Genomic DNA, 24,412 nt, shown 5'->3' with positions numbered 1-24,412 from the left:
TGTGCGCGCGTGTGCGCGCTCAGTCCGAGCCGCCGCCCCCCGCGTGGTCCCCGTGGCCCGTGCTGCCCCAGTCGCCCGAGACCGAGTCCTCGTACTCGTCGCGCCACCTCAGGAACCTGCCCCGGCCCAGGGAGAAGCGCACCCCCTCGACCGGCGCGCCCGGGTCCGCCAGCCCGGTCCGCAGCGCGAAGCGCGGCAGGAGCCGACGGAGCGCGGCGTCACCGTGCAGGGCGACCGCGAGCAGTGTGTCCTCGTCCGTCAGACCGTGCCTGACCACCGGCAGCGGGTGCCGCTCCCGCCAGAACGCCACGCGCCGACGGGCGCCGCGGGCCGGCCTGAGCCAGGGGTGGCCAAGGAGCCCGTCCTCCGCGAGCGGGATGCGCGTCAGGGCCAGGGCAAGGCGCACGTCCGGGTGCCGGACCAGCTCGCGAGCGGTGAGCGGCTCGTGCAGACAGTCCAGGACGGTCCCCTCGAACGGCCCCAGGCCCTCCGGCTCCGGCCCCGCGGCGCACAGCGTCCTGCGCGGGCCGGTCTCGACGGCGCCCAGCAGGTGCAGGGCGACCAACGCCACCGTGACGGCGGCCGGCGGCCCGCCGCCCAGCAGCGCGATCTGGTGCGGCTCCCACCCGATCTCCGTGCCACCCTCCACGACACCACCCCCGTGCGCCCCGTGTTGCCGGGGTTGTGCCCGCTGCGGGGGGCTCCTACGCGCGTTCAGCCACCGGGGTGCTCGGGGTGCTCGTGCAGCCCCGGCCAGTCCTCCGGGCCGCCGCCCTGCCACTCGACCAGGTCGCTGTCCTCGACGTCGGTCACGTAGAGGTCGGCCAGGCGCAGCAGTTCGGCGACGTCGTCGACGTGGGAGGCGACGCCCAGGGTCTCGTCGCCGGAGGTGACCCGGCGGGAGCCGTCGAGGGCGGGGGAGTGGACGACGATGTGCGGGTGCTCGGGTGGGTGTGCCATGCCCCCAGGCTGCTGCGCGGGCACGGAATGCGCACCCCGGCGGACGCCGAGAAGCGCCGGATGCGGGACCGTCCGCATCCGGCGNCCGCCCTCGTGGAGCGGGCCTACGACGCCCTGACCTCGGAGGCCGCGGCCGCGACCCCCGACAGCACCACCGAAGAGTGAGAAGAGCACCGGATGCGGGACCGTCCGCATCCGGCGCTTCTCAGCCGGTGAAGGTTCTTCATGTGGTGTCCGTCCGGCGGCGCGAGGCTGGGCGCGACAGGTCGTTCGCGCCGCCGGACGGAGTCGTGGGGCCGCTCGTGACGAGCGGCGTGTGGCTGGGACCGCGGCGGTGCGACGGGCCGGAACGGCTCCTCCCCTCAGGTCGTAGGAGAAGCGTCCGTGCCCTTCACCACCGCACTGGCTCGCTGGCCGCCGCGGTCCTCGCCCTGCCCGCGCCGGCACCTGGCGGTCACCCCTCATCCGGGCCGCTTCGGTGCCTGCGCGGGCCGCGCACACGGTCCCGGCCTCCCCGCCGGGTTCCGTGCGCGAGCCGGTGGATCAGTCCTCGCGCAGGGCGCGGACCGCCTCCTCCACGCGCTTGCCGTACTCGGGGTCGGCGGCGTGGAAGTGCGCGAGGTTCTTCTCGACGACGTCGCCCCGGGAGACCTGGGACAGACCGCCGGCGAGGTTGGCGACCAGGCGCTGCTTCTCGTCCTCGCTCATCAGCCGGTACAGCTCACCGGCCTGCACGAAGGGGTCGTCCTTGGTGTGCAGCGGCGCCTCGTGGGTGCCGGTGTGGCCGGACACCGCGAGCGGCGCCGCCAGCGGGCGGCCGGTCTCGGCCGGGCCGTCGTGGGAGTTCGGCTCGTAGTTCTTGGCGTACCGGCCCTGCGAGTTGGCCGCCATCAGGCCGTCGCGGCCGTAGTTGGCGGCGCCGCCGGGGACGGCCTTCGGGGCGTTCACCGCGAGCTGGGTGTGGTTGACGCCCAGGCGGTAGCGGTGCGCGTCCGCGTAGGCGAACAGGCGGCCCTGGAGCATCTTGTCGGGGGAGGGGCCGATGCCCGGAACGAAGTTGTTCGGGGAGAAGGCGGCCTGCTCGACCTCCGCGAAGACGTTGTCCGGGTTGCGGTCGAGCACCAGCCGGCCCACCCGCTTGAGCGGGTAGTCGGCGTGCGGCCACACCTTGGTCACGTCGAACGGGTTGAAGCGGTAGTTCGCCGCCTCGGCCACCGGCATCAGCTGCACGTGCAGCGTCCAGGACGGGTACACGCCCCGCTCGATCGCCTGCACCAGGTCCGTCTGGTGCGAGGTCGGGTCCTCGCCCGCGAGCTTCGCGGCCTCGGCCGCGGTCAGGCAGCGGATGCCCTGGTCGGTCTTGAAGTGGTACTTGACGAAGAAGGACTCGCCCTTGGCGTTCGTCCACTGGTAGGTGTGCGAGCCGAAGCCGTCCATGTGGCGGTAGGAGGCCGGGATGCCGCGGTCGCCCATCAGCCAGGTCACCTGGTGCGTGGCCTCGGGGGAGTGCGCCCAGAAGTCGAAGACGTTGTCCGGCTCCTGACGGCCCGTGAACGGGTCGCGCTTCTGCGAGTGGATGAAGTCGGGGAACTTGATCGGGTCCTTGATGAAGAAGACCGGGGTGTTGTTGCCGACGAGGTCGTAGTTGCCCTCCTCGGTGTAGAACTTCACCGCGAAGCCGCGCGGGTCGCGGACCGCGTCCGCGCCGCCGAGCGAGTCGGCCACGGTGGAGAAGCGCAGGAAGACCTCGGTGCGCTTGCCGACCGTGTTCAGGAAGTCGGCGTGCGTGAAGCCGCTGACGTCGTCGGTCACCTCGAAGTGGCCGCACGCGCCGGAGCCGCGGGCGTGCACCACGCGCTCCGGGATGCGCTCGCGGTTGAAGCGCGCGAGCTTCTCGATGAGGTGCTGGTCCTGGATCAGGAGGGGGCCGCCGATGCCGGCGGAAGCGGAGTTCTGGTTGTCGGCGACCGGGGCGCCGGACTCGGTGGTGAGTACGCGCTGCGACATCGTGGACCTTCCGTGGCCTTACTTGCGAGGGTTCAGCGGAAACTTGTTTCCGCTTCGTGGAGCCTAGATTTGGGACAGTGGCACGTCAACAGTTTGTTGAAGTGGGTTCCGGGCGGCGCCGCCGCTCGGGCGCGACATGACAGGTGTCAGCGGCCGCGCCACCCGGAGGTCATGAGGTGCGTACGACGGTCAGACCCGGTCGCCGGACAGGCGCTCCACGGCCCGCAGCAGGGCCGAGTGGTCCAGGCCGCCGTCGCCCTGGGCGCGCAGCGACGCGACCAGCTGGGCCACCACGGCGCCGACGGGCAGCGCGGCGCCGACGTTGCGGGCGGCGTCGGTGACGATGCCCATGTCCTTGTGGTGCAGGTCGATGCGGAAGCCGGGCTTGAAGTCGCGGGCGAGGAAGTTGTCCTTCTTCCGGGTCAGCACGGTCGAGCCGGCCAGACCGCCGTTGAGGACGTCCAGGGCGGCCTTCAGGTTCACGCCGGACTTCTCCAGGAAGACCACGGCCTCGGCGCACGCCTGGATGTTCACGGCGACGATCAGCTGGTTGGCGGCCTTCACCGTCTGGCCCGAGCCGTGCGGACCGCACAGCACGATGGTCTTGCCGAGCGCCTCCAGGAGCGGCTTGGCCTCGTCGAAGTCGGCCTGCTCACCGCCGACCATGATGGACAGCACGGCCTCGATGGCGCCGGCCTCGCCGCCGGAGACGGGGGCGTCCAGGACGCGGATGCCCTTGTCCTTGGCGGCCTTGGCGAGGTCGACCGAGGTCTGCGGGGTGATCGAGGACATGTCGACCAGCAGCGCGCCGGACTTCGCGTTCTCCAGGATGCCGTCGGGGCCGTAGGCGATGGCCTCGACCTGCGGGGACGCGGGCACCATGGTGACGATCACGTCGGCGTCGCGCACGGCCTCGGCGATCGAGCCGGCCACGGTGCCGCCGGCGGCGGACAGGCGGTCCAGCTTCTCCTGCTCCAGGGTGAAGCCGGTGACCTGGTAACCCGCCTTGATCAGGTTCTCGGACATGGGCGATCCCATGATGCCGAGACCGATCCAGGCGACCTTGGGGAGTGCGCTCATGATGGGTACCTCTCTGAAAATGCGGAACGTCTCGAAAGTTGCTGCGGGTGGCGCTCAGCGGGCCGCGCGGGCCTCGGCCGGCAGCCAGGAGAAGGACTGGGTGCTGGGGGCGTCGCCGGGCTTGTACTCCAGGCCGACCCAGCCGTCGTATCCCGCCTTCTTCAGGCGGTCGAGCAGCTCCTCCAGCGGGAGGGAGCCGGTGCCGGGGGCGCCGCGGCCCGGGTTGTCGGCGATCTGGACGTGGCCGGTCTTGGCGGCGTACGCGTCGATCACCTGCGGCAGGTCCTCGCCGTTCATGGACAGGTGGTAGAGGTCCATGAGGAACTTGGCGTTGCCGAGCCCGGTGGCCTCGTTGACCTGGTCCACGACCGCGATCGCGGCCGGCGCCGACACCAGCGGGTACAGCGGCGACTCGGGCTCGTTGAGCGCCTCGATCAGCAGGACCGCGCCGATCCGGTCGGCCGCGCGGGCGGCGAGGACCAGGTTCTCCAGCGCGAGCCGGTCCTGCTCGGCCGGGTCCACGCCCTCGACGCGGTTGCCGTACAGGGCGTTGAGCGCCGTGCAGCCCAGCGACTTCGCGAAGTCGGCGGCCACGTCGATGTTGGCGCGGAAGCGGTCCGACTCCTCGCCGGGGATCGACAGCGCGCCGCGGTCGGGCCCGGGCAGCTGCCCGGCGTAGAAGTTCAGACCGGTGAGCCGGACGCCGGCGTCCTCGATGGCCGCCTTGAGGGCGTCGAGCTCGGACTGCTCGGGGGTGGGCGAGTCGATCCAGGGCCACCACAGCTCGACCGCGGTGAAGCCGGCCGCGGCGGCGGCCGCGGGACGCTCCAGGAGCGGGAGTTCCGTGTAGAGGATCGACAGGTTGACGTTGAAGCGCTGATCTGCAAATCCCATCGGGTGCCGCGCTCCCTTCCGTTCGAGGGTGTTTCCGTATTACGGAAGTTCGTTTCTGCTTAATGGAAGATTGCCGGGAGGGTGCGGCCCTTGTCAAGAGGGGGCGGCGCAATGTGGTCACCCCGCGTTAGGTTGACCGCGTGCGATTGAGAGTGGAGTTCACGACCGAACCCTTCGACCTGGACGAGGCGCCCGCCCATGCGGTGGTGGCCCGGGAGGTCGTCGAGGCCGCCGGGCTGGACGCGGTCGACGTCGGCCCGTTCGGCAACACCGCCGAGGGCGGCGCCGACCGGGTGCTCACCGCCGTGGATGCCTTGCTGCGCCGTTCCCTGGAGGCCGGCGCCACCCGGATCTCGCTCCAGGTCAACGTGGTCGACGCGGCCGCCGCCGAGGAGGGTGAGCGGTGACCGGCCCGGCCGAGGAGCCGTTCATCGCGGCCGTCAAGCCCCTGGTCGACGCCATGGGCGGCGAGATGCTGCCGCCGGACGAGGCCGGCCTGGAGGACGTCGTGCTTTCCTGGGAGGGTGCCGACGTCGTCGCCGTACGCCTGCCCCAGCTCGCCGACTCCCTGGACCACATCCTGGCCGCCATGGAGCGCCGGCAGGGCAGGCCGCTGGCCGACCTGGACCGCCGGACCAAACAGGAGGTCGTACGGGCCCTGGAGGCGCGCGGCGCCTTCGCCGTGCGGCACGGCGTGGAGACCGTCGCGAGCGCCCTCGGTGTCAGCCGCTTCACCGTGTACAACTACCTCAACCGCGAGAAGGGCACCTGACCTGCACGGTTCCTCCGCGCATCCAGCCGCCGTCCGGTAACCGGGCGGCGGCTTTCGTAACACCGAATTTTCAACAAAGTGTTGACGCGTTGTTTCCGAGGGCGTTAGCTATCGGCACGCCCGCTCAGCACAAGGCCACGGAGGCTCCCGTGACGTCCACTTCCGCGTCGGGCCTGGCCCGCTTCAACACCCTCGAGGAGTCCTCGGCACGCGCCGAACTCCACGAGGCGTGCGCCTCCACGGCGTGGGCCCGGCACCTGCTCGCCGCCCGCCCCTTCACCACCCCCGAGGACCTGTACGCCGCCAGCGACGCCGCCATGGCCGAGCTGAGCGCCGAGGACCTCGCGGAGGCGATGGCCGGACACCCGCCGATCGGCCGTCCCGAGCCGGGCGATCCGACCTCGTCCCGCGAACAGGCGGGCATGGCCGGCGCCGCCGAGGAGCTCAAGGCGGAGATGCTCGAACTGAACCTGGCCTACCAGGAGAAGTTCGGCCACGTCTTCCTCATCTGCGCCACCGGCCGGACCGGCGAGCAGATGCGGGACGCGGCTCTGGAGCGGATCGGCAACTCGCCCGAGCAGGAGCGGGAGATCGTCCGCACCGAACTGGGAAAGATCAACCGTATCCGCCTTTCCCGACTCGTCGAACAGGACGCCTGACCATGAGCACCAGCACCACCGCCTCCGTGTCCACGCACATCCTGGACACCAGCGTCGGCCGCCCCGCCGAGGGCGTCGCCGTCCGGCTCACCGCCCGTACGGGCAGTGACGCGGACTGGCAGGCACTCGGCGGCTCCGCGACCGACGCCGACGGCCGGTGCAAGGACCTCCCGGCCCTGCCGGAGGGCACCACCCACGTACGGCTCGACTTCGAGACCGAGACGTACTTCGCCAAGAAACAAGCCGCGGCCCAGCAGGACGCCCCCGCGCTCCGGGACAGCGAGAACGGCCGGCCCGTGTTCTTCCCCGAGGTCACCATCACCTTCGCGGTGGTGCCCGGCGAGCACTACCACGTTCCGCTGCTGCTCAACCCGTTCGGCTACTCCGTTTACCGAGGGAGCTGACCGACACATGACCCGTTTCGTCCTGGGACAGAACCAGTACGGCAAGGCAGAGAACCGCGTCGTCAAGATCACGCGCGACGGCGACACGCACCACATCAAGGACCTGAACGTCTCCGTCGCCCTGTCCGGCGACATGGAGGAGGTCCACCGCAGCGGTTCCAACGCCAACGTCCTGCCGACCGACACCACCAAGAACACGGTGTTCGCCTTCGCCAAGGAGCACGGGATCGAGAGCGCCGAGGACCTCGGCGTCGCGCTCGCCCGCCACTTCGTCGACAACAACGAGCCGATCCACCGGGCCCGCATCCGCGTCGAGGAGTACGGCTGGGAGCGGATCGAGACGTCGAAGGGCGGCGCCCGCTTCGTCGGTGCGGAGGAGATCGCCCACTCCTTCGTCCGTACCGGCCAGGAGACCCGCGTCGCCCAGATCACCTACGACGGCCACGGCATCCAGGTGCTCTCCGGGTTCAAGGACCTGACCGTCCTGAACTCGACCAACTCCGAGTTCTTCGGCTTCCTCAAGGACAAGTACACGACCCTCCGGGAGGACCACGACCGCATCCTCGCCACCACCGTCTCCACCTGGTGGCGGCACAACTGGGACGGCATCGACTCGCACGCCCCCGACTGGGACCGTTCCTACAACGGGGTGCGCAAGCACGCGCTCCAGGCGTTCGCCGAGACCTACTCGTACTCGCTCCAGCAGACCCTCTTCGAGATGGGTGTGCGGGTGCTCAACTCGCGCGACGAGGTCGACGAGATCCGCTTCTCGATGCCCAACAAGCACCACTTCCGCTCGGACCTGTCGCCCTTCGGGATCGACAACGAGGCCAAGGACGGCGCCGTGTACTACGCCGCCGACCGCCCCTACGGCCTGATCGAGGCCACCATCCTGCGCGACGGCGCCGAGCAACTCATCCCGGTCGACATGACCAACCTCTGACGCGGGACGCGCGTCGCCGGCCCGGCTCCCCGGGCCGGTGGCGCGCCACACCGGAGGAAACACCATGGCACTGCCTGCGAAAGGGCCCGCCACAGGCCCGGGTTCCGCCCCGGCCACCGGCCCGGACTCCACTCCGGCCACCGGCCCCGGCACCACCCCGCCGGTGCACACCGAGGACGCCGTCACGTCCGTGCACCCGGTCGACGAGAAGCTCCACCCCTCGCGGCTCGTCCCCGCCGCGCTCCAGCACATCGCCGCCATGTACGCGGGCGTCGTCACCCCTCCGCTCATCATCGGCCAGGCCTGCGGACTCGACCTGGAGGGCCGCACCCGGCTGATCGCGGCCTCGCTGCTGATCGCGGGCGTCGCCACCCTGCTCCAGACCCTCGGCGTCAAGGGCTTCGTCGGCAACCGCCTGCCGTTCGTCAACGCCGCCTCCTCGGCCGGCATCGCGCCCATCCTCGCCATCGTCGAGACCAACACCGACGGCAGCCAACTCCCCGCCGTCTACGGCGCGGTGATGGTCGCCGGTGTCTTCTGCCTCGCCGTCGGCCCGTTCTTCGGCAGACTGCTGCGCTTCTTCCCGCCCTTGGTCACGGGTGTCGTCATCACCCTCATCGGCGTCACGCTGATGCCCGTCCCGGTCGGCTGGGCCCAGGGCGGCGACAAGACCGCCGCCGACTTCGGCTCGATGCGCCACCTCGCGCTCGCCGCCTTCACCCTCGCGGTCATCCTCGTCGTCCAGCGCTTCGGCAAGGGCTTCGTCAAGCAGGTCGCCCTGCTCCTCGGACTGCTCATCGGCACCCTGGTCGCCATCCCCTTCGGCATGGCCGACTTCAGCGCCCTGGACTCCGCGCCGGTCGCCGCGCTGCCCACGCCCTTCGCCTTCGGCATCCCCGAGTTCCAGCCCGCCGCCATCCTCTCGCTGTGCATCGTGATGCTGGTCCTGATGACCGAGTCCAGCGCCGGCATGCTCGCCCTCGGCGAGATCTGCGACCGCCGCGCCGACGCCAAGGTCATCACCCGCGGCCTGCGCACCGACGGCCTCGCCACCCTGATCGGCCCCGTCTTCGGCGGTTTCCCCACCTCCGCCTTCGCCCAGAACGTCGGCGTCGTCTCCCTCACCCGGGTGCGCAGCCGCTACGTCGTCGCCGTCGCCGGCGCCTCCCTGCTCGTCCTCGGCGCCTTCCCGGTCCTCGGCGCGGTCGTCTCCCTGGTCCCGATGCCGGTGCTCGGCGGCGCGGGCATCGTGCTCTTCGGCTCCATCGCCGTCAGCGGCATCCGTACGCTCTCCGAGGCCGGACTCGACGACAGCTCCAACATCATCCTGGTCGCCGTGGCGCTCGGCGCGGGCATCATCCCGCTGGCCGCGCCCACCTTCTACGCCGAGTTCCCCGCCTGGGCACAGACCGTACTGGGCTCCGGCATCAGCGCCGGCGCGATCGTCGCGGTCGCCCTCAACCTGTTCTTCCACCATCTCGGCACCCGGAGCCGACGTACGGTTCCGGCACTCGAATCCTCCTAGGGTCCTGCCGTGCCCTCCCCGCGGGTACTCGACTCCCCGCCCACGGGCCCCACCGAAAGGCAAGGAAGCAGCATGGCAGCATCATCGGCAACCGAACGCACCGTCATCGAGCACTGTGCGATCGCCACTGTGGACGCGGGCGACACCGAATACGCCTCGGGCCACGTCGTCCTCGCCGGCAACCGGATCGAGTCGGTCGGCGCGGGGCGAGCGCCCGAGGACCTGGAGAACGTCGTACGCCGGATCGACGCGACCGGACACCTGGTCACCCCCGGCCTGGTCAACACCCACCACCACTTCTACCAGTGGCTCACCCGGGGCCTGGCCACCGACGACAACCTGTTCGACTGGCTGGTCGCGCTGTACCCGACCTGGGCGCGCATCGACGAGCCGATGGCCCACGCGGCGGCCCAGGGCTCCCTCGCGATGATGGCCCGCGGCGGCGTCACCACCGCCGCGGACCACCACTACATCCACCCGCGCGGCGCCGGCGACCTGTCCGGGGCGATCATCCGAGCCGCCCGCGACATGGGCGTCCGCTTCACCCTCGCCCGCGGCTCCATGGACCGCGGCGAGTCCGACGGCGGGCTGCCGCCGGACTTCGCGGTCGAGAGCCTGGACGACGCGCTCGCCGCCACCGAGGCCACCGTCAGGGAGCACCACGACCCCTCCTTCGACGCGATGACCCAGGTCGCCGTGGCGCCCTGCTCGCCCTTCTCCGTCTCCACCGAGCTGATGCGCCAGGGCGCGGAGCTGGCCCGCCGGCTCGGCGTGCGGCTGCACACCCACGGCTCGGAGACCGTGGAGGAGGAGAAGTTCTGCCACGAGCTGTTCGGCATGGGTCCGACCGACTACTTCGAGTCCACCGGCTGGCTCGGCGAGGACGTGTGGATGGCGCACTGCGTCCACATGAACGACTCCGACATCGCCGCCTTCGCCCGCACCGGCACCGGCGTCGCCCACTGCCCGTCCTCCAACGCCCGCCTGGCCGCGGGCATCGCCCGGGTCCCCGACCTGCTCGCCGCCGGCGTCCCGGTCGGCCTGGGTGTCGACGGCACCGCCTCCAACGAGTCCGGCGAACTCCACACCGAACTGCGCAACGCCCTGCTGATCAACCGCCTCGGCGCCCACCGCGAGGCCGCGCTGGACGCCCGCAAGGCGCTGCGCCTGGGCACGCACGGCGGCGCCCGGGTCCTCGGCCGGGCCGCCGAGACCGGCTCCCTGGAGGCGGGCAAGCTCGCCGACCTGGTGCTGTGGCGGATGGACACCCTCGCCCACTCCTCCATCGCCGACCCGGTGACCGCCCTGGTCTTCGGTGCCCCCGCCCCGGTCACGGCGTCGTTCGTCGACGGCCGTCAGATCGTCGAGGACGGCAGGCTGCTCACCGTCGACGAGGACGCCGTCGCCCGCTCCACCCGGGACGAGGCACGACGCCTGGCGCGGATCACCGCGCGAGGCTGAACCCCGCACAACAGAACACCACTTGATCTCCGGCCGGGAGGGACGGCTCCCGGCCGGTAACCGTGGACCCGAGCGGGGTCCACGGTGACCGACTCCGGGGCGTGCGCCCCTGCGCGCACGCCCCGGATAGGTCTCCCGTTTCCCCGAACGGTCCGTCCGGGTCCCGCACGACCACCACCAGTTCCACCTCCCTGACACCCACGTCGGAGCCGACGTGTAACCGACCGGAGGAACGCCGCCGTGGCCGACCACCCTGTTGACGAGAAACTCCCGCCACTCAAGATGGCGACGACCGGCCTGCAACACGTGGCCGCCATGTACGCCGGGGTCGTCGCCCCGCCCCTGATCGTCGGCGCGGCCATCGGCCTGAGCGCCACCGAGCTGACCTTCCTCACCGGCGCCTGCCTGTTCACCGCGGGCCTGGCCACCTTCCTCCAGACCCTCGGCATCTGGAAGATCGGCGCCCGGCTGCCCTTCGTCAACGGCGTCACCTTCGCAGGTGTCGCCCCCATGACCGCGGTCGTCGCCTCCACCGACGACAAGTCCGACGCGCTGCCGATCATCTTCGGCGCGGTCATAGTCGCCGGACTCCTCGGCTTCATCGCCGCGCCCTTCTTCAGCAAGGCGATCCGCTTCTTCCCGCCGGTCGTCACCGGCACCGTCATCACCCTCATAGGCATATCCCTGCTGCCCGTCGCCTTCGGCTGGGCGCAGGGACCCGCCCCCGCGGCGGACGACTACGGCTCGTCGACCAACCTCGGCCTGGCCGCCATCACCCTCGTCATCGTCCTGCTCCTGCGCCGCTTCACCCGCGGCTTCGTCAAGCAGATCGCCGTGCTGCTCGGCCTGATCGCGGGCACGCTCGTCGCGATCCCGTTCGGCGTCACGGACTTCGGCCCGGTCGCGGACGCGGACGTGGTCGGCTTCCCGACCCCCTTCCACTTCGGCGCCCCGCAGTTCCAGATCGCCGCGATCCTGTCCATGTGCGTGGTGATGGTGGTCTCGATGACCGAGTCCACGGCCGACATGCTCGCCCTCGGCGAGATCGTGGACCGCCCCGCCGACGAGAAGACCATCGCGGCCGGCCTGCGCGCCGACACCCTGGGCTCCGCCCTCAGCCCGTTCTTCAACGGCTTCATGTGCAGCGCCTTCGCCCAGAACATCGGCCTGGTCGCGATGACGAAGATCCGCAGTCGCTACGTCGTCGCGGTCGGCGGCGGCTTCCTGGTCCTGATGGGCCTGTGCCCGATGGCCGCCTCACTCATCGCCGTCGTCCCCCGCCCGGTCCTGGGCGGCGCCGGCGTGGTCCTCTTCGGCTCGGTCGCGGCCAGCGGCATCCAGACCCTGGTCCGGGCCAGCCTGGACAAGGACAACAACGTCCTGATCGTGGCGGTCTCCCTGGCCGTCGGCATCATCCCGATCGCGGCACCGGAGTTCTACCACTCGTTCCCGGAGAACGCGAGGATCATCCTCGACTCGGGCATCTCGACCGGCTGTGTGGCCGCCGTCCTGCTCAACCTGGTCTTCAACCACATCGGCGGCCGGGGACGCGACGCCGAGGACGTCACCCACCCGATGGAGGCGGGAGACGAGATCACCGAGGCGTCCCGGGCGGCGGCGATGCCGTGACGCGTGGGTGCGACGCGACACGTGTGGGGGCCCGGCACCTCTGAACAGAGGCGACGGGCCCCCACCCGCGTCACCGGCCTTGCCGGTTGTCGCTCCCGCCGGTGGCGGTTGCTTGCCCGGCCTCGGCTTTGCCGGTGGCGGTTCCTGCCGGTCGTCGGCCCCTCCGGTCACGGCTCTGCCGGTCACCGGTCGGGCTCGCCGTGGCACGCCCCCGCTGCTTCTGCCCGGCCACTTGCCGGTCTCACCGCGTCCGGCGGGTCACCGCTGCCGCGCCGCGCGGTCCCGCAGGGCCACCGCGGCCAGGACCAAGGTCCCCGCCGCGATCACCGCCGCCACGCGGAACGCCAGCTGATATCCCTCGGCCGTGGCCGGCACCGCCGCCGCACCCCGGCCGAGCAACCCGTCGGTCCGGGCCGCCGCCAGCGCCGACAGAGCCGCCAGCCCCAGCGAACCGCCCACCACCTGCGTCGTGTTGAACAGCCCGGACGCCAGCCCCGCGTCCTCCTCGCGCGCCCCCGACATCGCCAGCCCCGTCAGCGCGGGCATCGCGGCGGCGAAACCCACGGCGAGCAGCACCATCGGCGGCAGTACGTCGGTGAGGTACGTGCCGTCCACCGGCGCGCGGCTCAGCAGCGCCATCCCGCCGACGATCAGCACCAGTCCGGCCAGCAGTACCCGGTACGCCCCGAACCGGCCGACCGTCCGTGCCGAGAGCCCCAGCATCAGCACACCGATCAGGACCGGCGCCGGCAGGAACGCCGTCCCCGTCGCCAACTCCCCGTAGCCCAGTACTCGCTGCAGATACAGCGCGCCGATGAACTGGAAGCCGTACATCGTCGCCACCATCAACACCTGAACGGCGTTCGCCCCCGTCAGCAGCCGCGAACGGAACAGCCGCAGCCGCAACAGCGGGCTCGCGGCGTGCGCCTGCCGGACGGCGAACGCCGCGAACAGGGCGAGCGCGGCAAGGGAAAGCAGCACGGTGGTGACGGAGCCGAGCCCACCGGCTCCGGTGATCGTGTACACCGTCAGCATCAGCGCCCCCGTGACCAGGGCCGCCCCGGGGTAGTCCACGCCGTGACGGAGGCCCGCGCCCGCGTCGGGGGCGAGGACCCGGACCGCCGCGGCCCAAGCGGCCGCACCGATCGGCAGGTTGATCAGGAAGATCCAGTGCCAGCTGAGCGCCTCGGTCAGCGCCCCGCCGAGGAAGGTGCCGAGCGCCCCGCCCGCCGCGCCGACCGCGCTGAACACCGCGATCGCCCGGGCCCGCTCACGCGGCTCGGGGAAGAGCGCGACCACCATGCCGAGCACCACGGCCATGGTCATCGCGCCGCCGACACCCTGAACGGCACGGGCCGCGACCAGCACCTCCCGGCCGGTGGCCACCCCGCACAGCACGGAGGCCGCCGTGAACAGCGCCAGCCCGGCGGTGAACATCCGCTTGCGGCCCACCAGGTCACCGAGCCGGCCCGCCAGCAACAGCAGCCCGCCGAAGGGAATGAGGTAGGCGTTCACGACCCATGCCAGGCCGGATCCCGTGAAGCCGAGGTCGCGCTGGACGGCGGGCATGGCGACCGTGACGATGTTGCCGTCCAGGATCGTCATCAGCGCCCCCGCGCACAGGACGACAAGGGAAGTCCAGCGGGAGTACGTTCTCCCGCGTGATGCCGCCGTGGAATCGATCGTGGTCGTCATGGTGACGTGGCCTCCGCTTCTCCGCGCGCCCTTTGGGGCACGACTTGTAACGGAGGCCATCGTGGGTAACCCTGGAGCCCGGCATAAGGAGGCAGTTCGATGTCCCGGAGGAACACCGGTGTTACCTCCCAGGTCGTGAACGCGCACGCGTGCCCGGTCCGGGAAGTTCTTGACAGGGTCGCGGGGAAGTGGAGCGTCCAGATCCTGGTGGCGGTGGCGCACGGCCCGGCCCGTTTCACGGAGCTGGAGCGCGGCATCGAGGGCATCAGCCGCCGCATGCTGACCTTGACACTGCGCAACCTGGAGCGCGACGGCCTGGTCACCCGCACCGTCCACCCGACGGTGCCGCCGAAGGTGGAGTACGCGCTGACCCCCGTGGCCCGCGAGCTGCACGAGTCGCTGCAGCAGTTGACGGACTGGGCCGAGCGCAACCGGCTGTACATCGCCGAGGCCCGCGCGGCCTACGACACCGAGCACCGACCGGAGCTGACGGACGCCTGACGCGGCCCCTGCCCGCCTACAGCCCGAACAGCTCCGGCCGAGCCGCCAGTCCCTTGAAGCGCTGCCGCGGGTCCGGCACCAGCCTGCGCTCGCTCAGGTCCATCAGCCCGCCGACGGCCTCGATCTCGGCGGCGACGGTGCCGTCGGCCTTGGTGACGACCTGCCGGATCCGGAAGGTCTTGCCCTCGCCCCACTCGAACGCACAGGTCACCGTGACCTCGTCACCGGCGAGCAGCTCCCGCCGGAACCGGATGGTCGTCTCCAGGGCCACCGGCCCGACCCCACTGGCGACCAGGTCCGTCTGCCGGATCCCGGCCGCCTGGAGCAGGGACCAGCGGGCGTGCTCGGCGTAGTTCAGGTACACGGACTGGTTCAGGTGGCCCTGGGTGTCGGTCTCGTACCCGCGGACGGTCACCGGTACGGAAAACGGCTCGCTCACCGCTGCTGCCTCTCGTCGTGAACGCGTGGACGTGGACGTACTGATCTCTCGATCCTGGCATGGAGGCGCCGTCACACCTTCCGCGGGGAGGCCAGCAGGTAACGGGCCCGCGTGCGCGGCTCGGTGTGCTCCCCGACCTGCCAGCCGGCCCGCTCCAGCGTCGCCGCACAGCCCCGCAGTGCGGTGCCGTCCGGCTCGTACACCGCGACGGCCTCCGGCTGCGGCGTCGCCCGCACCCGGTACCCGTCCCCGCCGTCCGGTCCCGCCGGACGGTGCCCGGCCGCCTCCAGGGCGAGCGCGGCGGCCCGCACGAGATGCGACCGTTCCCACGCGCACGGCCGGTCCGTGCTCCCGTCGGGATGCGTCATCCGACGCAGCTCCAGCAGCCCCTGCCAGGCGCCGCGCACCTCCCGCAGCCGTGCGGGGCCGGCGTCGCCCGGAACGGCCTCCTCCCCGCCGACCCGCGCGGCGAACACACCCCCGGCGTCCGGTGCGGCGGGCTCCTCGGGCGGCACCGCCACCGCGTCCGGCTCGCCGGCCGCCTCCCGTATCCGGTGCCCGGCCGGGGTCAGGAAGTGGTCGTGCGGCGGCCGCGGATGCCGGAAGGCGAGCCCGCGCTTCACCAGCGCCGCGAGCTGGGTCTCCGTGCCCTTCAGGCGCCCGGTGACAGGATCGGCGGCGGCGATGACACGCCGCTGCGCGGCGGTGGGCGACAGTGCCACGGCGTCCCTCCTTCCCCCATCGGTCACGCCTTCGAAGGCTACGACGGGGGTCTGACATTCCAGGCCGCGATCACCGGCCGACCGTGCTCGGTGCCCAGCCGGCACAGCGTGCCCGTACCCAGTTGGAACAGTGCCCCGTGCGACGGCGGAAGGCCCAGGTGCCGGGCGGTCAGCACCCGCAGGAAGTGCCCGTGCGCCACCAGCACCACGCATCCCTCGGTGTTGGCGAAGGCGGCCTCCACCGTGGCAAGCACCCGGTCGGCCCGCTCGCCCACCTGCTCGGGCGTCTCCCCGGGGTGGTCCGGTGGTCCGGGCGCGACCCCGTCCGTGAACAGGAACCAGTCAGGCCGGCTCCGGTGGATCTCGACGGTCGTGATGCCCTCGTAGCCGCCGTAGTCCCATTCGTGCAGGTCCGGTTCGATCCGCACCTCGTGCAGCCCGATCAGCTCGGCCGTCTCCCGGGACCGCTGGAAGGGGCTGACGAAGGCGGCCCCGATCCGGTGCGACCGGATCAGCGGCACCAGGCTCCGCGCCTGCTCCCGTCCCTTCTCGGTCAGCGGAACGTCCGTCAGCCCGGTGTGCCGCCCGGACCGCGACCACTCGGTCTCACCGTGCCGGACCAGAAAAAGATCACCCATGGCTCCAGGCTACGGCGGGCCTTCCGCCCCGGCCGCTTGTCAGTGGCGTCTGCTTCAGTGAACCCCGTGAGCGACAACTACCTGACCGTGATCCCGACCGACCCCTGGTGGCAGCCTGCCGAGGAGGCGGCCGAGCGGGCCGCGGCGGTCGTGACCGGGCTCCTTCCGGACCGGGATGGCCTGGGCGAGGAGGAGGTCAAGTGGCACGACACGGTCCAGGTCGTCGACTGCGGGCAGAACCTGGAGCGCATCCGCTGCCCGGGATGCGGGGCGGAGCTGAGCGGGCAGTGGTGGGGGCAGGAGGTGACGCTCCGGTACGAGGAAGGCTTCGCCACGCTGAGCACCACACCGCCCTGCTGCGGAGCGGAGACCTCCCTCAACGACCTGGTGTACGACTGGCCGTGCGGCTTCGCCAGGTTCGAGATCGACGTGCTGTACCCGGACCGTGGGTGGCTGAGTGAGGAGGAAGTCGGCCGGATCGCCGAGGCGCTCGGCCACCCGGTCCGTCAGATCCTGTCCCACTTCTGAGGTCTCGGGCCGCTGAGGACAGGACCGGGGCCGTGCCTACTGCCGGTATCCGCTCAGGAACCGCCCGATACGCCCGATCGCCGCCTCCAGGTCCTCCGCGTGGGGCAGCGTCAGGATGCGGAAGTGGTCCGGGCTCGGCCAGTTGAAGCCCGTGCCCTGGACGACCTGGATCTTCTCCCGCAGCAGCAGGTCCAGGACGAAGCGCTCGTCGTCGTGGATCTTGTGGACGGCCGGGTCGATGCGCGGGAACGCGTACAGCGCGCCCTTGGGCTTGACGCAGGAGACGCCGGGGATCTCGTTGAGCTTCTCCCAGGCCACGTCCCGCTGTTCGCGCAGCCGCCCGCCGGGGACCGTCAGTTCGCGGATGGACTGGCGGCCGCCGAGCGCGGCCTGGATGGCGTACTGGGCGGGCGCGTTGGCGCACAGGCGCATGGAGGCCAGCATGGTCAGGCCCTCCAGGTAGTTTTTCGCGTGCTGCTTCGGCCCCGTCACCACCAGCCAGCCGGAGCGGAAGCCCGCCACTCGGTAGGTCTTGGACAGGCCGCAGAAGGTGAGGACCACCAGGTCGGGGGCGAGGGACGCGGCCGAGTGGTGGACCGCGTCGTCGTACAGGATCTGGTCGTAGATCTCGTCGGCGAAGACCATCAGGCCGTGCCGGCGGGCGAGGTCGAGGATGCCCTCGACGATCTCCTTGGGGTAGACGGCGCCGGTGGGGTTGTTGGGATTGATGATGACGACCGCCTTGGTGCGGTCGGTGATCTTCGACTCCATGTTGGCCAGGTCGGGGTACCACTCCGCCTGCTCGTCGCAGAGGTAGTGCACCGCCCTGCCGCCCGCGAGGGTGGTCACCGCCGTCCAGAGGGGGAAGTCGGGGGCGGGGATCAGCACCTCGTCGCCGTCCTCCAGGAGGGCCTGTACGGCCATGGAGATCAGCTCCGAGACGCCGTTGCCCAGGTAGACGTCGTCCACGTCGACCTCCAGGCCGAGCGCCTGGTAGCGCTGGGCGACGGCCCGGCGGGCGGAGAGGATGCCGCGCGAGTCCGTGTAGCCGTGCGCCCGCGGCAGCATGCGGATCATGTCCTGGACGATCTCCTCCGGCGCCTCGAAGCCGAAGAGGGCCGGGTTGCCGGTGTTGAGGCGCAGGACGCTGTGGCCCGCCTCCTCCAGCGCGTTGGCGTGCTCGATGACCGGGCCGCGGATCTCGTAACAGACCTCGCTGAGCTTGTTCGACTGCCGGAACTCCATGCGCGGCTTCCCCTCCGGAATCTGGTGTTGCTTGGTTTTACCAAGTAGCAGCTTGGAAAGTCCAACAACTTGTCTACACTGCGTCGCATGTCACCTCGCCCTCGCCGTAGCTACGACCAGTACTGTTCCGCCGCCCGCGCCCTCGACGCCGTCGGCGACCGCTGGACCCTGCTGATCGTCCGGGAGCTGCTCGCCGGTCCGCGGCGCTACACCGATCTGCACGCCGACCTGCCCGGCGTCAGCACGGACGTACTCGCCTCGCGGCTCAAGGACATGGAGCGCGACGGGCTGACGACCAGGCGCCGGCTGCCCCCGCCCGGCGCGGCGTACGTCTACGAACTCACCGCGCGGGGGCGGGCCCTGCTGCCGGTGCTGGAGGCGCTCGGCGCGTGGGGTGCCGGTGAGCTGGGGGAGCGGCGGCCCACGGACGCCGTGCGGGCGCACTGGTTCGCCCTGCCGCTGCTGCGGGCCCTGCGGGAGGCCGGTGCCGCGGAGGGTCTCGTCGAAGTCCGGCTGGAGGAGGGGGACTTCCACCTGTACGCCGACGACCGTGCCGAGGGGGAGGGCGGCGGTCCGGTCTACGGCGACGGGCCCGCGCCCGGGGAACCCGACGCCCGGCTCGTGCTGGACGCGGTGACCTGCGCGGCCCTCGGCCGCGGCGAGACCGGCCTGCGGGACGCGGTGCGCGACGGCCGCGTCGAGGTCACCGGGGACGGTACGGCGGCCAAGGCGCTGCGGGAGGGCTGAAACGGCAGGAGGCCCGCCGAAGCGGGCCTCCTGATGAAGCGGTCCTGATGGGACGTCAGGCGCCGGGCGGCACCCGGGACGGCCGTCCCGAACCGCGGGTCAGCGCGTAACCGCCGATGCCCGCGAGCGCGGCCAGTACGGCCCCGATCCCGCTCCACACCCAGCGGTCCGACCACCAGCCCGACGACCAGCCGTCCTCCGGCTCGATGGCGGACAGGACGGCGTTCCGGTCCTGCTCGTCGCCCTCCTCGCCCGCGTCGGCGCCGGACGTCACCGCGATGCCCGGCACCAGCGGCTCGGCCAGCGAACCGTCCACCGCCGCAGCGCCGCCGATGTCCTTGGAGTCCACCTGGACCTCGGCGGAGACCGGCACACCGAGGTCGGAGGCCGGCACGTTCACCGCCGTCAGCCGGAGGTAGTACGTACCCGGCAGCGGGTCGTTCGCCCACGGCTCGGACCAGGCGCGCACGGTGCGCAGGACGCAGGCCAGCTCCAGGGAGGAGGCACCGGCGTCCGCGGTGCGGGTCTGGGCGCCCCACTGGCAGGCCTGGCGGCGGCGCAGACCGTCGTACACGTCGATCCGCCAGGTCTGGGCGGCATGTGTCTCGGGCAGCTTCACCGTGGCCTTCGCGGTGGGGCGCTGCCCGGCGTCGGCCGGGAACGACCAGTACAGGTAGTCGCCCGCGGCACCGTTCGCCGTGGCGGTCTGCCCCTGCTCGAACTCGGCCGCCGTACGAAATGAGGTGCCCGCCGTGGTCGGCGCGTCACCGTCCTGGGACGGGCTCGCGGAGGGCGAGGAGTCGGCCGCCGCGGGAGCCGCGGCGAGGCCGAGCAGCACGAAGGCCGCAGTCAACGCTCGGGTGAATCGCATCAGTTGGTCCTCCAGATCGCGAACCGCCAGCGCGAGAGCCAGCCCCACAGCAGACCGGCGACGAAGCCGACCAGCACCAGCAGACCGAGCAGCCACCAGCCGCGCCCGAGGCCGAACGAGGCCACGTCGTCGGAGTCGCTCGGGCCGTCCACGACGTCGACGGTCAGCTCCAGCGGCAGCCCCGGCGTGGTCTTCACGCCGGAGGCCACCGAGAAGGAGTTGGTGACCTGGAGGCACACGGCCTCGGCCGGGGCGGCCGCATCGTCGTCGTCGCTCTCCGCCTTCGGGTAGCGCAGCCCCGTCGAGAGCACGTCGGTGCGGCCGTTGCCCGCCGCCTCACCGCGCACGATCTCCCGGCCGTGCACGGTCACCGCCCGCAGCAGCACCCCGTAGGACGGGTTCACGGCCCTGTCGGCGCCCACGCTCACCGAGGCGCGCAGCTCCTGGCCCGGTTCCACGTCCACCCGGTACCAGCGCTGCTGCCCGAACTCCTCGCGGTCGGTGTACAGCCCCGACTTGAGCGTCGGCGCCTTCGCGCACGCGTCCGCGCCCTCGGTGGCCACCGGCGTCACCACGGGGTCGGCCGCGCGGTCCACCAACTGGTTGACCTTGTCGGTCAGTTCGTCGGTGTGCTCGACCGAGGTGTACGTGCCGCCGGTCGCCTCGGCGATGCAGCTGAGCTGCTGCCGCATCTTGGTGTTGGGCACCAGCCCCAGCGTGTCGATGGTCAGCCCGATGCCCTTGGCGGCGATCTCGCGGGCCACCTCGCACGGGTCGAGCGGGGCGCAGGTGTCCTCGCCGTCGCTGATCAGCACGATGCGCTTGGAGCCGTCGCCGCCGTCGAGGTCGTCGGCCGCCTTCAGCAGCGCGGGTCCGATCGGCGTCCAGCCGGTGGGCGCCAGGGTCGCCACCGCCGTCTTCGCCTCGGTGCGGTCCAGCGGTCCGACCGGATAGAGCTGCGCGGTGTCCTTGCAGCCGGTCTTGCGGTCGTCGCCCGGGTAGTCGGCGCCGAGCGTGCGGATGCCGAGCCGCACCTCTTCCGGCGTCGCGTCGAGCACCTCGTTGAACGCCTGCTTCGCCGCAGCCATGCGCGTACCGCCGTCGATGTCCCGCGTCCGCATCGAACCGCTGACGTCGAGCACGAGGTCGACCTTCGGCGCGTCCTCACCCGTGGGTTCACCGGCGACCGCCCCGGCCGGGAACGCCGTCCCGGCCGCCAGCGCGGCGAGCAGGGCACAGGTACCCGCCGCCAGCCGTGTTCTTGTGATCATCGGCGGATCCTATTGATCAGTGGTGCCGCGCTCCAAAACGAGACCGCGCCGATGCCCCGACTTCACCTCCACCGCAGCGGATTGGGCAGTTCCGTCCACAGATCCCCCGACCTTCCAGGTGAAGTCCGCATCAACGTCAGCGCCTTCACCGGCAGCGGCCCCTCCCGCAGGGCCACGAGGTCCTCGGTGCGGGGCAGTTCGGGCACCGCCGCCTCCAGGGCCTTCCGCAACGCCGGGCCCGAGCCGGCCGTCGCCGCCAGCGCGCCCCCCACCAGCGAACCGAACAACTTCCGGCGCAGCACCGCCGGTTCGTCGGTGAGGACCCGCGCGGGCAGGCCGGAAGCGTCGATGCCGTGCCGGGCCAGACGGGCCGGGGAGACACGGATGTCCGCCAGGTCGCGGTAGACCAGACGCAGCGGGTCGCCCGTCGCGGACAGCACGACCAGGAGATTCTGACCGTGTGCCTCCAGGGCCACGCCCAGCTCCAGCGCGCGCAGCCCGACGGTGAGCGCGAGACGGGCGAAGGCCGCCAGCCACGCGGGCGAGCCGGGCAGTTCCGTGGTCGCCAGCGCGGCCACCGGGACGACATGCTCCCCCGGGGCGGCGTACACCCGCGGCGACTCGCGCAGTACGGCGGCCAGGTCGGGGGAGTGGGCACCGGCCGCGCCCAGCGTGCGGGTCACGTGAAGCAGACCGTCCGTGCGCGCCGCCAGCTCCTCCCCGAACGACGACAGGTCCGCCGACGCGGCGATCGAGGCGACCGAGATGTCCCGCACCGAGGACGTCAGCCGGGCGCTCAGCGCGGTCTTGACGTGCACCGAGCCGGGCACGGCGAGGGTCCGCAGGGACATCAGCGGATGCGCGGCGGGCCCCGCCACGCACGACCGCTCGAGCACGTGCGCGGACTGCCACGGATGCACCGGGACCAGCACCCGCGCCCCGTCCCGCAGTTCCCCCGGCCACACCCCCGTCACCAGGCACTCCGCCGCCGCAACCGGCACGAGCCCCAGCCCCACCACCGGCCCGTGCTCGGGCCCGTACGCGAGCTGCTCCGCCACCGAGAAGCCCGGCCGCGCACGGCAGCCGGGGTGGTACGGATGCCCGTCGACCACCCGCCGCTCCCAGCCCCAGTCGCTGTCCGGCCACTCGTCCGGGTGATTCTCCGGCGTCCCCTCCCGCGCCGCCCTGGGCTGCGCCGCGCGCGACAGAGCCAACGAAGCCGCACTGTGCCCGAGTTCGGCGGCCAGCCCCGCCGAGTGCGGTACGGCGAGGTCGGTCATCAGCCGCTCCGGGGCGTCGTACGCGACCTCGTCCAGCCGTACGACCGGGACGTACGCGTCCGTGCGGTACGGGTCGGCGGCCGGACCGCTCAGCCTGCGGCCGCCCCGCAGCCGCAGGACCAGTTGGTCCCCGGCCCGCTCCCGGCCCTCGATCCAGGGCAGCGGTTCGAAGGCGAGGGCACGCCACAGCCGGGACAGCACGGCCGAGCGGGCGCCGGGCAGTTCGGCCGTGAACCCGGCGACCAGTTCGGGACGGACGGCCGCCAGCTCGTCGGCGACCTCGGCCGCCGCACTGGGGGGACGATGCACGGGCTGGCTCCTCGGTTACGGGGGTACAGGGGTACGGGCACGGGTACGACGTCACGGCGGAGGGCCGACGAGGGACACGGCGACCGACACGGCCAGAGGCGTGACGAGAGACATACTGATCGTCCTGATCGTCTCCGTCCTCCTCTCCGCCATGGACCGACCGTAGGGAACGAGTGGAACGCGTGGATCTCCTGCCCCCGCCCACCGGCGCCGACTCCCGGGACGACGTGGCGCGGCGCGCCGACGCCTGCGCGGCCGTACCGCTGCTCAACTGCCTGCTGCGCGAGGTGGCCGAACCGCTGCCGGGCCCCGGCGCCCGCCCCGTGTACCGGCTGCCCGGCGGCAGACTGCTGCGGGTGCGGCAGGGACGCCGGCCCGCCGAACCCGAGGTGCGCACGAAGGACGGGTGGCACCGCGTCGACCACGCCGAACTGGTGAAGCTCGTCGCCGAGGCACTGCGCCGGTACACCGGTGCGTCCAATCACGAACTGCCCACCGAGATGACCGACAGCCGCGACGCGGTGGCCGCGCTGCTGACGGCACGCGCGCGTGCCACCCCGCCCGCGGACCCCTACCTGCGCTCCGAGCAGTCCCTGCTCACCGGCCACACCCACCACCCCGCCCCCAAGGCACGCGGCGGCGGCCCGCACGCCGGCTGGCTGCCGTACGCGCCCGAGGCGTACGCCCGCTTCCCGCTGACGCTGCTCGCCGTGCGCGAGGACGCCGTCGTCGACGAGGGCGACACCGCCGCCCTGGACGCCCTCGGCAAAGCCCCGCCCGGCTACCGCCTGCTGCCCGCCCACCCCTGGCAGCTGGAGCTGACGGCACCGGCCCTCGCCCCCGCCTTCGCCGACGGCCGCCTCGTCCGGGTGGGTACGACCGGCTTCTTCACCTGGCCGACGGCCGCGATCCGTACGGTGTACGCGCCCGAGTACCTCCCGGGACAGGACCTGTTCCTGAAGTTCAGCCTGGACGTGCGCATCACCAACGACATCCGCCGCCTGTGGCGCCACGACCTGATGCGCCTGCGCCGCACCGACACGGCGGTCACCGAGGCCTTCGCCTCAGTCGAGCCCCCTGCCGCATGGCTCGGCGACCGCGGCCACCGCACCGCGGACTTCGCCTTCGAGGAACTGGCCGTGGTCGTCCGCGACGGAGTGCGGGACCACCTCCTGCCCGGCGCGACCCCCCTCCTGGCCGCCGCGCTCGTGGAGGGCTTCCCCGGCAGCCCGCTGGCGGACACCACGGACCCGGCGACCTGGTGGGAGGCGTACCTCGCCGCCGTCGTCCCGCCCGTCCTGACCGCCTTCGCCGACGACGGCGTCGTCCTGGAGGCGCACCTGCAGAACACCCTGGTCGCCGTGGACGCCGCGGGCACCCCGGTACAGGCCCTCTTCCGGGACGCGGAGGGCGTCAAGCTGCTGCCGGACACCGCCCGCGCGGCCGGCTGGGAGCGACTGGTGTACTGCCTGGTCGTCAACCACCTGTACGAGATCGCCGCCGCCCTCACCGAACACCACCCCGGCCTCGACCCCTGGCCCGCCGTCCGCCGTGCCCTGGCCCGCCACGACCTCCCGGAGATCCCCGCCCTGCTCTCGGCCCCCGCCCTCCCCGCCAAGACCAACCTCCTGCTGCGCTGGACCGGCGCGGACGGAGCCGACGCCCGCTACCGGCCGCTGCCCAACCCGCTGCGCGAGGGCGGGGCACGCCCCGGGCCCGCGGAGTGAGGCGCGCTGGGCGCCGCTTCAGGGGCGATGACTTCTCGCACGGTCGGGAGTCTGCTCTCCGGTCGTCCCGCCGGACGGCCGCTGCTCCGGTCCGCGGACGGCTCG

At 72.2% G+C, this 24,412-nt stretch carries 25 protein-coding genes; 12 read left to right on the top strand and 13 right to left on the bottom strand.

Annotation, left to right across the window (positions count from 1 at the left end):
- Positions 1 to 19: 19 nt before the first annotated feature.
- The 5 genes from ABS735_RS25930 to ABS735_RS25910 all read right to left on the bottom strand — a co-directional run bounded on the left by ABS735_RS25930 (position 20) and on the right by ABS735_RS25910 (position 4,941).
- On the bottom strand, positions 20 to 649 hold the full coding sequence (locus ABS735_RS25930) for a TIGR04222 domain-containing membrane protein (protein ID WP_373903955.1): 630 nt from the start codon (positions 647 to 649) through the stop codon (positions 20 to 22).
- Between the two features lie 65 nt (positions 650 to 714).
- Entirely contained in the window at positions 715 to 960 is a 246-nt protein-coding gene (locus ABS735_RS25925; RefSeq protein ID WP_373903860.1) for a hypothetical protein, read from the bottom strand.
- Between the two features lie 543 nt (positions 961 to 1,503).
- Positions 1,504 to 2,967 carry a catalase gene (locus tag ABS735_RS25920; RefSeq protein WP_373903861.1) on the bottom strand — a complete coding sequence of 488 codons (1,464 nt, stop codon included), beginning with the start codon at positions 2,965 to 2,967 and terminating at the stop codon, positions 1,504 to 1,506.
- 189 nt (positions 2,968 to 3,156) lie between these two features.
- The gene (locus ABS735_RS25915; RefSeq protein WP_373903862.1) at positions 3,157 to 4,047 is read right to left on the bottom strand and encodes a 2-hydroxy-3-oxopropionate reductase; all 891 of its coding nucleotides are present in this window, start codon (positions 4,045 to 4,047) and stop codon (positions 3,157 to 3,159) included.
- Between the two features lie 54 nt (positions 4,048 to 4,101).
- Entirely contained in the window at positions 4,102 to 4,941 is an 840-nt protein-coding gene (locus tag ABS735_RS25910) for a TIM barrel protein (RefSeq protein ID WP_373903863.1), read from the bottom strand.
- Between the two features lie 140 nt (positions 4,942 to 5,081).
- Between ABS735_RS25910 and ABS735_RS25905 the strand changes: the two genes are divergently transcribed.
- From ABS735_RS25905 to ABS735_RS25870, 8 genes are all read left to right on the top strand, one after another.
- Entirely contained in the window at positions 5,082 to 5,348 is a 267-nt protein-coding gene (locus ABS735_RS25905) for a thiamine-binding protein (RefSeq protein ID WP_373903864.1), read from the top strand.
- Complete coding sequence (locus ABS735_RS25900) at positions 5,345 to 5,713, top strand: helix-turn-helix domain-containing protein (RefSeq protein WP_003972719.1); 369 nt, start codon at positions 5,345 to 5,347, stop codon at positions 5,711 to 5,713. The genes ABS735_RS25905 and ABS735_RS25900 overlap by 4 nt, the downstream gene beginning before the upstream one ends.
- Before the next feature lie 149 nt (positions 5,714 to 5,862).
- Complete coding sequence (gene uraD, locus ABS735_RS25895; RefSeq protein WP_373903865.1) at positions 5,863 to 6,372, top strand: 2-oxo-4-hydroxy-4-carboxy-5-ureidoimidazoline decarboxylase; 510 nt, start codon at positions 5,863 to 5,865, stop codon at positions 6,370 to 6,372.
- Positions 6,373 to 6,374: 2 nt separating this feature from the next.
- Positions 6,375 to 6,776, top strand: a complete 402-nt coding sequence (gene uraH, locus ABS735_RS25890; RefSeq protein ID WP_373903866.1) for a hydroxyisourate hydrolase — start codon at positions 6,375 to 6,377, stop codon at positions 6,774 to 6,776.
- A 7-nt stretch (positions 6,777 to 6,783) separates the two neighbouring features.
- Positions 6,784 to 7,719 (top strand): factor-independent urate hydroxylase, encoded by a 936-nt coding sequence (gene pucL, locus ABS735_RS25885; protein WP_373903867.1) that lies wholly within the window; start codon positions 6,784 to 6,786, stop codon positions 7,717 to 7,719.
- 64 nt (positions 7,720 to 7,783) lie between these two features.
- A complete protein-coding gene (locus ABS735_RS25880) occupies positions 7,784 to 9,244 on the top strand; it encodes a nucleobase:cation symporter-2 family protein (RefSeq protein WP_373903868.1) in 1,461 nt (486 codons plus the stop codon).
- Between the two features lie 72 nt (positions 9,245 to 9,316).
- Positions 9,317 to 10,705: an 8-oxoguanine deaminase gene (locus tag ABS735_RS25875; RefSeq protein WP_373903869.1), complete on the top strand. Its 1,389-nt coding sequence runs from the start codon at positions 9,317 to 9,319 to the stop codon at positions 10,703 to 10,705.
- A 240-nt stretch (positions 10,706 to 10,945) separates the two neighbouring features.
- Positions 10,946 to 12,334: a nucleobase:cation symporter-2 family protein gene (locus ABS735_RS25870; protein WP_373903870.1), complete on the top strand. Its 1,389-nt coding sequence runs from the start codon at positions 10,946 to 10,948 to the stop codon at positions 12,332 to 12,334.
- Positions 12,335 to 12,592: 258 nt separating this feature from the next.
- Here ABS735_RS25870 and ABS735_RS25865 read toward each other — a convergent pair whose 3' ends face one another.
- A complete protein-coding gene (locus ABS735_RS25865; protein ID WP_373903871.1) occupies positions 12,593 to 14,029 on the bottom strand; it encodes an MFS transporter in 1,437 nt (478 codons plus the stop codon).
- Between the two features lie 99 nt (positions 14,030 to 14,128).
- Here ABS735_RS25865 and ABS735_RS25860 point away from each other — a divergent pair, with 99 nt between their 5' ends.
- Positions 14,129 to 14,530, top strand: coding sequence for a winged helix-turn-helix transcriptional regulator (locus ABS735_RS25860; protein WP_373903872.1), 402 nt, complete (start codon positions 14,129 to 14,131; stop codon positions 14,528 to 14,530).
- 16 nt (positions 14,531 to 14,546) lie between these two features.
- On the opposite strand, the gene ABS735_RS25855 is transcribed toward ABS735_RS25860, so the two are convergent.
- The 3 genes from ABS735_RS25855 to ABS735_RS25845 all read right to left on the bottom strand — a co-directional run bounded on the left by ABS735_RS25855 (position 14,547) and on the right by ABS735_RS25845 (position 16,329).
- Positions 14,547 to 14,969 carry an acyl-CoA thioesterase gene (locus ABS735_RS25855; protein WP_373903873.1) on the bottom strand — a complete coding sequence of 141 codons (423 nt, stop codon included), beginning with the start codon at positions 14,967 to 14,969 and terminating at the stop codon, positions 14,547 to 14,549.
- A 71-nt stretch (positions 14,970 to 15,040) separates the two neighbouring features.
- A complete protein-coding gene (locus tag ABS735_RS25850; RefSeq protein WP_373903874.1) occupies positions 15,041 to 15,691 on the bottom strand; it encodes a hypothetical protein in 651 nt (216 codons plus the stop codon).
- Positions 15,692 to 15,729: 38 nt separating this feature from the next.
- On the bottom strand, positions 15,730 to 16,329 hold the full coding sequence (locus ABS735_RS25845) for a histidine phosphatase family protein (protein WP_373903875.1): 600 nt from the start codon (positions 16,327 to 16,329) through the stop codon (positions 15,730 to 15,732).
- Positions 16,330 to 16,395: 66 nt separating this feature from the next.
- Here ABS735_RS25845 and ABS735_RS25840 point away from each other — a divergent pair, with 66 nt between their 5' ends.
- Positions 16,396 to 16,857 carry a hypothetical protein gene (locus ABS735_RS25840; protein ID WP_373903876.1) on the top strand — a complete coding sequence of 154 codons (462 nt, stop codon included), beginning with the start codon at positions 16,396 to 16,398 and terminating at the stop codon, positions 16,855 to 16,857.
- Between the two features lie 36 nt (positions 16,858 to 16,893).
- Here the strand turns inward: ABS735_RS25840 and ABS735_RS25835 are convergent, their stop codons facing one another.
- A complete protein-coding gene (locus ABS735_RS25835; protein WP_373903877.1) occupies positions 16,894 to 18,102 on the bottom strand; it encodes a pyridoxal phosphate-dependent aminotransferase in 1,209 nt (402 codons plus the stop codon).
- A gap of 87 nt (positions 18,103 to 18,189) precedes the next feature.
- Between ABS735_RS25835 and ABS735_RS25830 the strand changes: the two genes are divergently transcribed.
- On the top strand, positions 18,190 to 18,849 hold the full coding sequence (locus ABS735_RS25830; protein ID WP_373903878.1) for a winged helix-turn-helix transcriptional regulator: 660 nt from the start codon (positions 18,190 to 18,192) through the stop codon (positions 18,847 to 18,849).
- A 55-nt stretch (positions 18,850 to 18,904) separates the two neighbouring features.
- Here ABS735_RS25830 and ABS735_RS25825 read toward each other — a convergent pair whose 3' ends face one another.
- The 3 genes from ABS735_RS25825 to ABS735_RS25815 form a co-directional block, all read right to left on the bottom strand.
- On the bottom strand, positions 18,905 to 19,720 hold the full coding sequence (locus ABS735_RS25825; RefSeq protein ID WP_373903879.1) for a hypothetical protein: 816 nt from the start codon (positions 19,718 to 19,720) through the stop codon (positions 18,905 to 18,907).
- Positions 19,720 to 20,991: a vWA domain-containing protein gene (locus ABS735_RS25820; RefSeq protein WP_373903880.1), complete on the bottom strand. Its 1,272-nt coding sequence runs from the start codon at positions 20,989 to 20,991 to the stop codon at positions 19,720 to 19,722. Before ABS735_RS25820 ends, ABS735_RS25825 begins: the two co-directional genes overlap by 1 nt.
- Before the next feature lie 62 nt (positions 20,992 to 21,053).
- The gene (locus ABS735_RS25815) at positions 21,054 to 22,580 is read right to left on the bottom strand and encodes an IucA/IucC family protein (protein ID WP_373903881.1); all 1,527 of its coding nucleotides are present in this window, start codon (positions 22,578 to 22,580) and stop codon (positions 21,054 to 21,056) included.
- Positions 22,581 to 22,753: 173 nt separating this feature from the next.
- On the opposite strand from ABS735_RS25815, the gene ABS735_RS25810 reads away from it, so the two are divergent.
- Positions 22,754 to 24,307: an IucA/IucC family protein gene (locus ABS735_RS25810; RefSeq protein WP_373903882.1), complete on the top strand. Its 1,554-nt coding sequence runs from the start codon at positions 22,754 to 22,756 to the stop codon at positions 24,305 to 24,307.
- Positions 24,308 to 24,412 lie beyond the last annotated feature (105 nt).

It is taken from the genome of Streptomyces sp. MMCC 100 (genome assembly GCF_041538145.2).
Taxonomy (GTDB): domain Bacteria; phylum Actinomycetota; class Actinomycetes; order Streptomycetales; family Streptomycetaceae; genus Streptomyces.
Note: the sequence above shows the minus strand (reverse complement) of the source record. Positions and strands in the feature narration are given on the sequence as shown.

Coding starts and splice junctions, on each gene's coding strand:
- ABS735_RS25925 (WP_373903860.1), bottom strand. CDS start 960: ATGGCACACCCACCCGAGCACCCGCACATCGTCGTCCACTCCCCCGCC.
- ABS735_RS25920 (WP_373903861.1), bottom strand. CDS start 2,967: ATGTCGCAGCGCGTACTCACCACCGAGTCCGGCGCCCCGGTCGCCGAC.
- ABS735_RS25915 (WP_373903862.1), bottom strand. CDS start 4,047: ATGAGCGCACTCCCCAAGGTCGCCTGGATCGGTCTCGGCATCATGGGA.
- ABS735_RS25910 (WP_373903863.1), bottom strand. CDS start 4,941: ATGGGATTTGCAGATCAGCGCTTCAACGTCAACCTGTCGATCCTCTAC.
- uraH (WP_373903866.1), top strand. CDS start 6,375: ATGAGCACCAGCACCACCGCCTCCGTGTCCACGCACATCCTGGACACC.
- pucL (WP_373903867.1), top strand. CDS start 6,784: ATGACCCGTTTCGTCCTGGGACAGAACCAGTACGGCAAGGCAGAGAAC.
- ABS735_RS25880 (WP_373903868.1), top strand. CDS start 7,784: ATGGCACTGCCTGCGAAAGGGCCCGCCACAGGCCCGGGTTCCGCCCCG.
- ABS735_RS25875 (WP_373903869.1), top strand. CDS start 9,317: ATGGCAGCATCATCGGCAACCGAACGCACCGTCATCGAGCACTGTGCG.
- ABS735_RS25865 (WP_373903871.1), bottom strand. CDS start 14,029: ATGACGACCACGATCGATTCCACGGCGGCATCACGCGGGAGAACGTAC.
- ABS735_RS25860 (WP_373903872.1), top strand. CDS start 14,129: ATGTCCCGGAGGAACACCGGTGTTACCTCCCAGGTCGTGAACGCGCAC.
- ABS735_RS25845 (WP_373903875.1), bottom strand. CDS start 16,329: ATGGGTGATCTTTTTCTGGTCCGGCACGGTGAGACCGAGTGGTCGCGG.
- ABS735_RS25835 (WP_373903877.1), bottom strand. CDS start 18,102: ATGGAGTTCCGGCAGTCGAACAAGCTCAGCGAGGTCTGTTACGAGATC.
- ABS735_RS25830 (WP_373903878.1), top strand. CDS start 18,190: ATGTCACCTCGCCCTCGCCGTAGCTACGACCAGTACTGTTCCGCCGCC.
- ABS735_RS25825 (WP_373903879.1), bottom strand. CDS start 19,720: ATGCGATTCACCCGAGCGTTGACTGCGGCCTTCGTGCTGCTCGGCCTC.
- ABS735_RS25820 (WP_373903880.1), bottom strand. CDS start 20,991: ATGATCACAAGAACACGGCTGGCGGCGGGTACCTGTGCCCTGCTCGCC.